We start from the raw sequence: 12,145 nt of genomic DNA, 5'->3' as shown, positions 1-12,145 counted from the left end.
CGAGACCTCGCGAAGGAGCGGCGAGCCTATTGCGACCCCGTCGAGGTGGCCGCTAAACAGGATCGGGCGAGCGATCCCCAGGGAACAGGATGACGGATCAGGCGATTTTGGTCACGGGTGCCGCCGGCTTCATCGGCTTCCACGTCGCCCGGCAGCTTCTGGGCGAAGGCGGCATCGTCATTGGGCTCGACAATCTCAACAGCTATTACGATCCGGCGCTGAAGAAAGCGCGCCTTGCTCTGCTCAGGGACGAGGCCGGTTTCTCGTTCGTCGAGGCCGATCTCGCCGACCGCGAGGCCATGGCGGCACTGTTCGCGCAACATCGTTTTGCCAAAGTCGTGCATCTCGCGGCGCAGGCCGGCGTGCGCTACTCGATCGAGCAGCCGCAGACCTACGCCGATTCCAATCTCGTCGGCTTTCTCAACGTGCTGGAGGGCTGCCGCAACAATGGCTGCAGTCATCTGGTCTACGCCTCGTCATCCTCCGTTTACGGCGCCAACACAAAACTGCCATTTGCGGTCGCGGACCGCACCGACCATCCGGTCAGCTTCTACGCCGCGACCAAGAAGGCGAACGAGGTGATGGCGCAGTCCTACAGCCATCTCTATCGCCTGCCGGTCACGGGGCTGCGCTTCTTCACCATTTACGGGCCATGGGGCCGCCCCGACATGGCCATGTTTCTGTTCGCGAGCGCCATCATGGCTGGCAAGCCGATCCGGCTGTTCAACCATGGCAAAATGCGCCGCGATTTCACCTATATCGACGATGTGACGCGCGTCGTGTCCAAGCTGATCGATCTCGTGCCTGCGGACGATCCGGCTGCCGCAAATGCGCCGTTTAAGCTCTACAATGTCGGCAATCATCATCCGGAGGAACTGATGCACGTCGTCGGTCTTCTGGAGCGGGAGCTGGGCCGGACGGCGATCAAAGAATTGCTGCCGATGCAGCCGGGAGATGTGCTGGAAACGTTCGCGGATGTCGATGATCTGATGCGCGATACCGGCTTTGCACCGTCAACGCCGATCGAGCATGGGGTCCATAACTTCGTCACCTGGTATCGGGACTATTTCAAGGTTTGAGATCACGATGGACAAACGCATAATCCCCCTGATCATGTGCGGCGGTGCCGGCACGCGGCTGTGGCCGGCTTCGCGCGAGGTTCGGCCCAAGCAGTTCCTGCCGCTGTTCGGCGCACGCTCGACGTTCCAGGACACGCTGCTGCGCGTGTCCGATCCGCAGCTGTTCGACCGGCCGATCGTCATCACCAATGCGGCGTACCGCTTCATGGTGCTGGAGCAACTCGCCGAGATCGGCGTCGAGGCCGACGTGATCCTCGAGTCGATGCGGCGCGATTCCGGCCCCGCGATCGCGGCCGGCGCGGTGTTCGCGCAGAACCGCGCCAGCGAGGCGATCGTGCTCGCGCTCGCCGCCGATCACGTCGTGCAGAATAATGCCGCCTTCGTCGCCGCCTGCCGCGAAGGCCTCACCGCCGCGAATGCCGGGCGCATCGTCACCTTCGGCGTCAAGCCGGAGCGGCCGGCGACCGAATACGGCTATATCAATCCGGGCGAGGTGATCTCGGGCGAGATGCACGCAGTCGCACGCTTCGTCGAGAAGCCGGACGCGGTGAAGGCCTCCGACTATGTCAATTCAGGCTATCTCTGGAACAGCGGCAATTTCATGTTCCCGGCGAGCGTGCTGCTCGACGAATATCGTAAGGTGGACGCGGCAAGCGTCGAGGCGGTCACCAATGCGGTCAACAATGCCGGCCGCGATCTCGGCTTCGTCACGCTGGAGCCCGAGGCGTTCGGCGCGGCCAAGGCGATCTCGATCGATTATGCGGTGATGGAGAAGACCTCGCGCGCCGCCGTCGTGCCGGTGTCGTGCGGCTGGTCCGACGTCGGCTCCTGGCACGCGGTGTGGGAGTTGTCGGAGAAGGACGCGCAAGGCAATGCCGCGCACGGCACCGCCGTGTTCGAGGATTCCCGCAACTGCAATGTCACCACCGATTCCGCGCTGGTCGCGCTCGAAGGCGTCGACGATCTCGTCGTGGTCGCGACCGCGGACGCGATCCTCGTCTCGCGCCAGAAGGATACCAACGGGCTGAAGCGCCTGGTGACCAAGCTGAAGACGGTGGCGCCGAAAGTCACCGAGGAGCATCTCAAGGTGCACCGGCCCTGGGGCAGCTATCAGTCCGTCGACAATGGCGAGCGCCACCAGGTCAAGCGCATCGTGGTGAAGCCGGGCGGGCGGCTGTCGCTGCAGAAGCACCATCATCGTGCCGAGCACTGGATCGTGGTCCGCGGCACGGCGCAGGTCACCGTCAACGAGACGGTGAAGACGGTGCACGAGAACGAGTCGATCTACATCCCGATGGGCGCCGTCCACCGGATGGAGAATCCGGGCAAGATCCAGCTGGAGCTGATCGAGGTCCAGACCGGCTCTTATCTCGGGGAAGACGACATCATCCGGATTGAAGACGACTATCAAAGGTCGTAACCAGCAAGCTCCGAATCACGCGACCCGGGCCGAGAAGCGGTATCTTTTTCGGCCTAAGGCCCGGGCAACGTGTAACTTTTTGAATCAAATCGTGTCCGGCCCGCGAGGGCGGCATTCGCCACAAATGTGGCGTCCGTGCTAGAAGCGGCCCGGGGATTTGGGTTGAATCGGGGTTTGCTCAGATGAGTTCCAAAGGGTCTGCACCGGCAAGAGCCGGCTTGCGCGTCGGTGTCATTGGTGCCGGCGTGATGGGCAGCAACCATGCGCGCGTGCTCAGCGGCATGCCCGGCGTCAGCCTCGTCGGCGTCGTCGATCCCTCGCCGGCACATCGCGCGCGGGCAACCGAACTCGCCAATTGCGAAAGCTTCGAGACGCTCGACCAGCTGTTCGCCGAAGGCGTCGATGCCGTCACCATCGCGGCGCCGACCCATCTGCATCACGAGGTCGCGCTCGCCTGCATCGCTGAGAATATCCACGTGCTGGTCGAGAAGCCGATCGCATCCACGGTGGAAGAGGGCCGCGAGATCGTCGCCGCCGCGCACAAGGCCGGCGTCACGCTGATGATCGGCCATGTCGAGCGCTTCAATCCGGCGGTCGCCGCGGTCAAGCAGGCGATCGCGGGCGAGGACATTCTCTCCATCGCGATCACCCGCGTCGGCCCGTTCCCGCCGCGCATGTCCAATGTCGGCGTCGTCATCGACCTTGCCGTGCACGACATCGATTTGATCCGTTGGTTCACCGAATCCGACATCGTCGAGGTGCAGCCGCAATTGTCGAGCGCGGTCGCCGAGCGCGAGGACATCGCGCTGCTGCAGTTCCGCACCGAGAGCGGCGTGCTCGCCCACATCAACACCAACTGGCTGACGCCGTTCAAGGCGCGCAGCGTCACGGTCGCAACGCGCGGCAAATACGTGATGGGCGATCTCTTGACGCGCCAGGTCACCGAATGCTTCGGCTTCAAGCCGGACGGCAGCTACTCGATGCGGCATCTGCCGGTCGGCCATGACGAGCCGCTTCGCGCCGAGCTGATCGCGTTCCTCAAGGCGGTGCGCAACGGCGAGACGCCGGCGGTGACGGGCGACGAGGGCGTCGCCAGCCTCGAGATCGCGACGCAGTGCCTGGAGACGCCCTCGCGTCCTGCCGCCGCATCACCCGCGCGCAAGGGGCCGCGCCGCGTCGCCGGCTGATCCCTTTCCATGCCGACCGCTCAAACGTCACAAGGCGCCAAGAATCAGGTCATGAACCAGCACCTACGTTCCGAACCGATTCCCTTCATCGACGTCGCCTCGCAGCGCCGCAGGCTCGGCGCCTCGCTCGATGCCGCCGTCAAGCGCGTGATGGACCATTGCCAATTCGTCAACGGGCCGGAGGTCTTTGAGCTCGAGAAGCAGCTTGCGGCTTATTGCGGCGCCAAGCACGCGATCGGCTGCGCCAGCGGCACCGATGCGATCCTGATGGTGATGATGGCGAAGAATGTCGGGCCCGGCGATGCCGTGCTGTGTCCGTCCTTCACCTTCATCGCGACCGCCTCGCCGGTGGCACGGACCGGCGCGACGCCGGTTTATGTCGACGTCGACGAGACCACCTTCAACATGAGCCCGGAATCGCTCAAACGTGGCATCGCCACCGCCCGCAAGGCCGGCCTCAAGCCCGTCGCGGTGATTCCGGTCGATTTGTTTGGCCAGCCCGCCGATCATGACGCCATTGCCGAGATCGCCAGGGCCGAAGGCCTGTTCGTGCTCGACGACGCCGCGCAAGGTTTTGGCGCGAGCTACAAGGGCCGCAAGCTCGGCACCCTCAGTCACGCCACCGCGACCAGCTTCTTCCCGGCAAAGCCGCTCGGCTGCTTCGGCGACGGCGGGGCGATCTTCACCGACGACGACGAGCTCGCGGCCACCTTGCGCAGCATCCGCGTGCACGGGCAGGGCGTCGACAAGTACGACAACATTCGCCTCGGCCTCACCGGCCGGCTCGACACCATGCAGGCCGCGGTCCTGATCGAGAAGCTGAAGATTTTTGACGACGAGATCGCGGCCCGCAACAGGGTCGCCGAGCGCTATGCGCGGGGTCTGTCCAATGTCGTCACCGTGCCGCGCCTTGCGCCTGGCAACACCTCGGTCTGGGCGCAGTACACCATTCGCCTGCCCAAAGGCACCGACCGCGACGGCTTTGCCGCCGCGCTCAAGGCCCAGGGCGTGCCGACCGCGATCTATTACGGCAAGTCGATGCACCAGCAGACCGCCTACAAGCAATATCCGGTCGCCGAGGGCGGATTGCCGGGTTGCGAGAGCTTGTCGCAGGACGTCATCAGCCTGCCGATGCATGCTTATTTGACCGAAGTCGACCAGGAGCGAATCATCGCCGCCGTGCGCGGCGCGCTGGCGGGGTGAATGTGCTTTCTCACCTCTCTCGCTTGCGGGAGAGGTCGGCGCGTCCGGGCGATGCGAAGCATCGTCCCGCGCGCCGGGTGAGGGCTCTCTCCTCTGGGGGAATCTTCGTCGTCGAGACACCCTCTCCCCAGCCCTCCCCCGCAAGCGGGGGAGGGAGCGCACCCCCATCGTCGCTAGCACCTAGACCTGGTCGCGCCATGCTCTAAAACAATCCGCATGCTCGGACGCATCTTCACGGTCGGTGGTTACACGCTGCTGTCGCGGCTGACGGGATTTGCCCGCGACATCATGCTCGCGGCGATCCTCGGCGCCGGCCCGGTGGCCGACGCCTTTTTCGTGGCGCTGCGGCTGCCCAACCATTTCCGCGCGATCTTCGCCGAGGGCGCCTTCAACGCCGCCTGGGTGCCGGCCTATGCCCATGTCCATGGCGAGAAGGGCGAGGCGGCGGCCCATTTGTTCGCCGACCGCATCTTCACGCTGCTGCTAACTTCGCAAGTCGTGCTGCTGATCGCCGCCTGGCTGTTCATGCCGCAGGCCATGAGCATTCTCGCGCCCGGCTTTAGTGACGATGCCGAGCAGCGCAAGCTCGCGATCGAGCTGACCCGGATCACCTTTCCCTATCTGCTGTTGATCACGCTGGTGACGCTCTATGGCGGCATGCTCAACGTGATGCAGCGCTTTGCCAGCGCCGCGGCCGCCTCAATCTTCCTCAACGTCGCCATGATGATGACGCTGGCGGTTGCGGTCTGGTTTCCGACCGCGGGCCATGCCGCGGCCTGGGGCGTGCTGATCTCCGGCTTCCTGCAATATTTCCTGCTCGCCGGCGATCTCGCCCGCCACGGCGGCCTGCCGCGCTTTGCGCCTTTGAAGCTTGATGAGGATGTCCGTGGTTTCTTCAAGGCGCTCGGTCCGGCAACGCTGGGCTCGATGGGGACTCAGGTCGCGATGTTCGCCGACACCATCATTGCGACTTTCCTCCCTGCGGGAGCTCTGTCGGCGCTCTATTATGCCGACCGGCTGTATCAATTGCCGATAGGCGTGATCGGCATTGCCATCGGCACAGTGCTGCTGCCGGAGATGTCGCGGCGAATCACGGCTAGCGACAATGATGGTGCGATGAAGTCGCAGCGTCGGGCCTTCGACTTCACGCTCCTGTTCTCCGTACCGTTCGTCGCGGCCTTCCTCACTGTGCCTCAAGAGATCATGCGCGCCCTGTTTGCCCACGGCGCGTTCTCCAGGGCGGATGCGGCCGCCGCCGGTGCGACGCTCGCGGCCTATGCGGTCGCCTTGATCCCCGCTGTGTTGATCCGCAGCGCGGTTGCGACGTTCTATGCGCGCAAGGATACGGCAACGCCGGTCCGCGCTTCGCTGACGGGCATCGCCGTTAACGTCGCGCTGAAATTCGCGCTGATGGGCACGCTCGCCCAGATCGGCCTTGCGCTCGCGACTGCTGTCGGAATCTGGACCAATCTGTTGCTGGTGCTGTTCTTCGCCGTGCGGCGCGGCTTTCTCGTGCTCGACCGCGCCTGGCTGCTGTCGCTGGCCAAATTTCTGCTGACCGGACTGATCCTCGCGGCGGCGTTCTGGCTGATCGCGCGCTTCAGCGCTTCATCTCTCGCCTCGGTGCCTTTCCACGATGAATTGACGCTGCTCCTGCTCGCCGTCGGCGGCACGATCGTCTACGCGCTCGCGATCCTCGTGCTGTTCGGCCGCAGCTGGCTGGTCTCGCTGGTGCGCGGCTAGGGTCGCATCCAGATTTATCTATTTACGGTTGCCTCACACGGCGGGCACCGGCGACCGGAATCCTTCATAAGGTCCGCCGATCGTGATACGATTTCCCTGATATTCGGGTGCCCTGCTCAGGAGACGAGGCAGCTACCATGCCATTCCGCTCACCCCCGCGGATCGACGAGTTCGCCACCAGCAACGCCGACCTGCTCATCCTCATCGGCCGTGTCCTGCTTGCATGGGTCTTCGTTGGAAGCGCCTATGGAGCACTCACCAACTTCAGTGGCTCGGTGAGCTATTTTCGGTCGCTGAACCTCCCGGTGCCCCAGCTGTTCACGACGATCAACCTCGTACTGGAAATCGTGATATCGGTTGGCTTGATACTCGGCATCGGCACGCGCTACTGCGCAATTTTGACGTTTCTGTTTGTATTGTCGGCCACTGCGATTGGACATCGTTACTGGGAGTATCCCGCCGGTCCGCAACAGATTGGCCAGTACAATAACTTCTTGAAGAACATCTCCATCATGGGAGGCGCTCTGTTGATCCTGGTCACCGGAGGAGGGCGGTTCTCCCTCGACCGGAGGGTGGGACGCTAGAGCATGAATCGGAAAAGTGTTTAGCGGTTTTCCGAAAAGATCATGCTCAAACAATGACCTAAAGCGCGATGACGATTCATTCTAATCGTATCGCGCTTTAGCAGCTTCACCGCACCCGCTGAGCCACGAAACAGTGCGGCCGCAGGATGCGCGCGGCTGGTCCGTTCGCTTCACGCCAGCAACAACGTGACGAGCAGTTCTGCCAGTTTGACAGCTGCCAAGCCGCGCCGAGGCCGTTTTGCGTCACTTCGTCCTGAGCCTGAAAGCAACCGCAATCAGATGGCCGAGGTGTTTCGAGAAGGGCTTGAGGTGTTCACCTAGGATCCTGGAGAAGAGCATCAGCCACGTCGCGAGCGCGGCACACCACAATAGGCTTTCCAATGCTTCGGGCATGAGGTCACCCTTCCAAACAATTACTTGAAATGCGACGAGTGTGGCCGAACGGGAGCCCTGCGACAAGCCCTTCAGAAAGTGGCAAGCCGCCGAAATGCTCGCAAGCGCGTTAGCTCTCCATGCGTCGCGGAAGCAGCGAATTGAAGGCGACGGGCTATCGTGCCGCCGTTGTGCGCGGCGCCGACAGAGCTGCCTACATAATGGGCGGACGCGCATATCACGGGTCACGACTGTCGCCGTTCGGTCAGCCGCCGCTCTAAACGGTCGCGCGCCTCAAGCGCTCTTCGCGGAGCTGGTCCGTTGTGCGCGGTTGGCGCAAACCTCCTTCGCGTCAGCTTGAAAAACAAATTGGCCGGCGTGAGGTGTCGCCTTCAGGATGCAATCGGGCTCCGTGCATCCCTTGATTTTGCGACGTCGCCGTGCTACAGGCGTCTCATGATTAAATCGTCGCGCCAAGTCTCCCGCAATCACATCACCCGCTTCGGCTGGGCGGTGGGAGGAGTCGTGCGCTAGGATTTCGACGACATCTTTTCCACCAGGCCCCGCCGGCATCGGACGGGGCCTTTTGTTTGGCCACGCTCCCTGCCGGCACAACAGCAGGAGCGTCCGATGCCACCACAACTGACGAAGATCTCACCCGAGGCCGAGCACGATGCCGCGGTGCTTCGCCTCGACCGATCCATTGCGCTGGCGAAGGCGGCCATGGACGAGGTCCTAGCGGCAGCGGCTCGCCTCAACGTGTCCGTTGCAACGCCGGGCCATGCCTTGTCGGCGGGGGGAGCTGCCGGAGCCGCAGCCGCGCCGGCGCAAAGCCTCCTCGGCCTGCTCAAGCGACATTGGCCTGCTTTCGGGAAGTGGCGCCTGCACCCGCGCGTCAGTTTGCTGGATCTGAGTGACAGACAGCTGATGGACATCGGCCTGACGCGCGCCGAAATCGACTATCTCGCACCCGGGCGGGCGATCGATACGTTCAGAGATAGTACGAGGTATCTGTTGAGCCGCGGAATGTGAGCGATCGGCAATCCCTGCCGATGCGATCTGCGATGCGACCCTAGAAGGACAGCGACCATGACGTCACATTCGCACTCTGCCGAGGTGGACGTGGAGATCCGGCGATTGACCCTCGATGACCTGGATATCTTTCGCGAGCTCCGCGGAGAGGCACTCCAGAGGCATCCGCAGACGTTTGGATCGCCTGAAGAGGACGACGGCGGCGATGCCATGCTGGCTGCCTATCGCCATTGGCTCGGCGGCACCATGTTCGGCGCCTTTGGATGCGGGAGCTTGATAGGGCTCGCGGGCTTCTATGTCTCCGCGGACAAAAGAACACGGCACAGGGGCCGCATCTACTCGGTCTATGTCACGGAGAAGGGCCGGGGCCGAGGTGTTGGAGATCGGCTCATCAAAGAACTTCTTAGCCATGCCCAAGCGTGCGTCGAACAGGTGCATCTCGAGGTGCTCTCGACGGCAAGTGCAGCGATCAAGGCCTACAGGCGCAACGGGTTCGAGGTCTACGGTACGGATCCTCGAGCCGTCCGCGTGGGCGGCGTCACATACGACAAATACCTTATGGTCAGGACGTTCAGCCAATAACGTCGGCCCGGTTTGGCCCATCGGGGCTGCTGGTGCGGCGGCGAAATGCGTGGTCTCGGCGTCGAGACCGTCGCCTTGAAAGCGTCTGTCGTGGTCCCTGCCGCTCGGCTGGACTCCCCGACCGTGTCCATGGGACACTCCGCTGAGCGGAGAGGAAGGTGACATGATCCTGGTGACCGGCAGCGCAATCGCAAGGCAGGACTCGATCGATGAGGTCCGGAGACTAAGCCTGCAACACGTCCAACGCTCGCGCGCTGAGCCCGGCGGCATCTCGCATGCGGTGCATGTCGACTGCGAGAATCCCCTCAAGTTCGTATTCGTCGAGCAATGGGCAGATCGCGCTGCGCTGCTTGCGCATTTCGCAGTTCCGGCCTCGCGCGACTTTGCCCGTGCGCTGCGACCGCTCGTCTCGGAGCCGACGACCATCGAGGTCTACGAGGCCGATGGCCGGGCTTTGACGCGCCACTTTTTCCACGGCAATATGCCCACAAAACAACCATGAGAACGGGAAGATCAAATGGCGGCTCCCATCAAGTTCGGCGTTGGCCAAAGCGTGCTGCGCAAGGAGGATGACGCGCTCATCCGCGGCAAGGGGCGCTATACCGACGATTACGCGCCGCAGGCCGCGCTCCGCTGCCTGGTGCTGCGCTCGCCGCATGCGCATGCCAAATACACTATCGATGCGAGCCGCGCCCGCACACTGCCCGGCGTTGCGTTGATCCTGACGGCCGATGACGTCACGGATCTCGGCAATCTGCCCTGCCTGTTCAACCTCGAGACCGATCCGTTCACCGGCCCGCCTTACCCGATCCTGGCCAAGGACGAGGTGCGTCATGTCGGCGACGCCATCGCCTTCGTGGTCGCCGAGACCATCGACCTGGCCCGCGACGCGATCGAGGCGATCGAGGTCAATTGGTCGCCGCTACCTGCGGTGACCGGCGTCGTCAACGCCGTGAAGAAGGGCGCGCCGCAGGTCTGGCCCGACAAGCCCGGCAACGTGCTGTTCGACGTCTCGATCGGCGACAAGGCGGCGGTGGAGGCCGCCTTTGCCAAGGCGCATGCGGTCGCCGAGATCTCCATCGTCAATCCGCGCGTGGTTGCAAGCTTCATGGAGACGCGGGCGGCGGTCTGCGAATACGATGCCAAGCGCGACCATCTGACGCTGACGGTCGGCAGCCAGGGCAGCCACCGCCTGCGCGACATCCTCTGCCAGAACGTGCTCAACATCCCCACCGACAAGATGCGGGTGATCTGCCCCGACGTCGGCGGCGGGTTCGGCACAAAACTGTTTCCGTATCGGGAATATGCCCTGATGGCGGTCGCTGCGCGCAAACTGAAGAAGGCGGTGAAGTGGGCGGCCGACCGCTCCGAGCATTTCATGGGCGATGCGCAGGGCCGCGACAACGTCACCACCGCCAAGATGGCGCTGGCCGAAGACGGCAAGTTCCTCGCGATGGATTGCGACCTCATGGGCGACATGGGCGCGTATCTGTCGACCTTCGGGCCCTACATCCCGCATGGCGGCGCCGGCATGCTGCCGGGTCTCTACGACATCCAGGCCTTCCATTGCCGGGTGCGCACCATCTTTACCCACAGCGTGCCGGTCGATGCCTATCGCGGCGCGGGCCGGCCTGAAGCTGCCTATGTCATCGAGCGCCTCGTCGATGCCTGCGCTCGAAAGCTCGACATGACGCCGGATGCCATCCGCCGCAAGAATTTCATCCCGCCGAAGGCGCTCCCCTACAAGACCGCGACAGGCAAGGTCTACGATTCCGGCGACTTCGCCGCGCATCTGAAGCGCGCGATGGAGATCGCGGAATGGAAAGAATTCCCCAAGCGTGCCAAGGCGGCCAAGAAGCAGGGGCTTATCCGCGGCATCGGCCTTGCGAGCTATGTCGAGATTTGCGGCGTCATGGGTGAGGAGACGGCCAACGTTCGCCTCGATCCCAATGGCGACGTCACTGTGCTGATCGGCACGCAATCGAGCGGGCAGGGCCATCAGACCGCCTATGCGCAGATCGTCGCCGAGCAGTTCGGCGTCGCGCCCGAGCGCGTGCATGTTCGCCAGGGCGATACCGACGAGATCGCGACCGGCCTCGGCACCGGCGGCTCGGCCTCGATTCCCTCCGGCGGCGTCAGCGTCGAGCGCGCCACGCGCGAGCTCGGCTCGAAGCTGAAGGAGATCGCGGCGCAGGCGCTGGAAGCCAGCGCCGGCGACCTCGAGATTTCGGAAGGCATGGTGCGCATCGCCGGCACCGACCGCTCGATCTCGTTCGCCGACCTCGCCAAGCGGCCAGGGGTCGATGCGGCGAAGCTGAACGGCAGCGCGACCTTTGCCAGCGCCGACGGCACCTATCCCAACGGCACCCATGTTGCGGAGGTCGAGATCGACCCGGCGACCGGGATCATCAGAATCGTCAACTACGTGATCGTCGACGACTTCGGCAAGACGCTCAATCCGCTGCTTCTGGCCGGCCAGGTGCATGGCGGCGCCATGCAGGGCATTGGCCAGGCCTTGATGGAGCAGGTGGTGTATGGACCGACCGACGGCCAGCTCATCACCGCGACCTTCATGGATTATGCGCTGCCGCGCGCGGCGGATGGGCCGGCCTTCGTGTTCGAGACCCATAACGTCCCCTGCAAGACCAATCCGATGGGCGTGAAGGGGGCCGGCGAGGCCGGCGCGATCGGCTCCTGTCCGGCCGTCGTCAACGCCATCGTCGATGCGCTCTGGCGCGAATACAAGATCGACCACATCGACATGCCGGCAACGCCCGAGCGGGTGTGGATCGCGATCAGCGAGCATCACCGCCGTCACAGCTTGTGAAGCCGCTCTCCGCGCGCACGGGAATAAACGCGCCGCGCGGGGTTCTACCCTTGATGAGTCCCGGCTTCACGAGAAGCCGGTGACGTCTTATTCCCTGAACGTCTCGATAGCCGGAG

General features: G+C 63.8%; 10 protein-coding genes. All 10 read left to right on the top strand.

The annotated features are described in order from the left end of the window. The first annotated feature begins 89 nt into the window (after positions 1-89). The 10 genes from HZZ16_RS11895 (at position 90) to HZZ16_RS11850 (ending at position 12,029) form a co-directional block, all read left to right on the top strand. Positions 90-1,079 (top strand): SDR family NAD(P)-dependent oxidoreductase, encoded by a 990-nt coding sequence (locus tag HZZ16_RS11895; RefSeq protein ID WP_197948644.1) that lies wholly within the window; start codon positions 90-92, stop codon positions 1,077-1,079. Between the two features lie 7 nt (positions 1,080-1,086). Continuing rightward, positions 1,087-2,499, top strand: a complete 1,413-nt coding sequence (locus tag HZZ16_RS11890) for a mannose-1-phosphate guanylyltransferase/mannose-6-phosphate isomerase (protein ID WP_197948643.1) — start codon at positions 1,087-1,089, stop codon at positions 2,497-2,499. A 182-nt stretch (positions 2,500-2,681) separates the two neighbouring features. Next, positions 2,682-3,686, top strand: a complete 1,005-nt coding sequence (locus HZZ16_RS11885; RefSeq protein ID WP_197948642.1) for a Gfo/Idh/MocA family protein — start codon at positions 2,682-2,684, stop codon at positions 3,684-3,686. Positions 3,687-3,737: 51 nt separating this feature from the next. After that, complete coding sequence (locus HZZ16_RS11880; protein ID WP_197948641.1) at positions 3,738-4,889, top strand: DegT/DnrJ/EryC1/StrS family aminotransferase; 1,152 nt, start codon at positions 3,738-3,740, stop codon at positions 4,887-4,889. A 216-nt stretch (positions 4,890-5,105) separates the two neighbouring features. Beyond that, positions 5,106-6,632 (top strand): murein biosynthesis integral membrane protein MurJ, encoded by a 1,527-nt coding sequence (murJ, locus tag HZZ16_RS11875; RefSeq protein WP_197948640.1) that lies wholly within the window; start codon positions 5,106-5,108, stop codon positions 6,630-6,632. Positions 6,633-6,769: 137 nt separating this feature from the next. Beyond that, the gene (locus tag HZZ16_RS11870; RefSeq protein WP_197948639.1) at positions 6,770-7,216 is read left to right on the top strand and encodes a DoxX family protein; all 447 of its coding nucleotides are present in this window, start codon (positions 6,770-6,772) and stop codon (positions 7,214-7,216) included. Between the two features lie 1,002 nt (positions 7,217-8,218). After that, complete coding sequence (locus HZZ16_RS11865; protein WP_197948638.1) at positions 8,219-8,620, top strand: YjiS-like domain-containing protein; 402 nt, start codon at positions 8,219-8,221, stop codon at positions 8,618-8,620. A 57-nt stretch (positions 8,621-8,677) separates the two neighbouring features. Beyond that, on the top strand, positions 8,678-9,202 hold the full coding sequence (locus HZZ16_RS11860; protein ID WP_197948637.1) for a GNAT family N-acetyltransferase: 525 nt from the start codon (positions 8,678-8,680) through the stop codon (positions 9,200-9,202). A 163-nt stretch (positions 9,203-9,365) separates the two neighbouring features. Then, on the top strand, positions 9,366-9,704 hold the full coding sequence (locus HZZ16_RS11855) for a putative quinol monooxygenase (RefSeq protein WP_197948636.1): 339 nt from the start codon (positions 9,366-9,368) through the stop codon (positions 9,702-9,704). Positions 9,705-9,719: 15 nt separating this feature from the next. Beyond that, positions 9,720-12,029, top strand: a complete 2,310-nt coding sequence (locus HZZ16_RS11850; RefSeq protein ID WP_197948635.1) for a xanthine dehydrogenase family protein molybdopterin-binding subunit — start codon at positions 9,720-9,722, stop codon at positions 12,027-12,029. Positions 12,030-12,145 lie beyond the last annotated feature (116 nt).

It is taken from the genome of Bradyrhizobium glycinis (assembly GCF_016031655.1).
Classification (GTDB): domain Bacteria; phylum Pseudomonadota; class Alphaproteobacteria; order Rhizobiales; family Xanthobacteraceae; genus Bradyrhizobium; species Bradyrhizobium glycinis.
The sequence above is the reverse complement of the archived record's forward strand: the minus strand, read 5'-3'. Positions and strand labels throughout refer to the sequence as shown.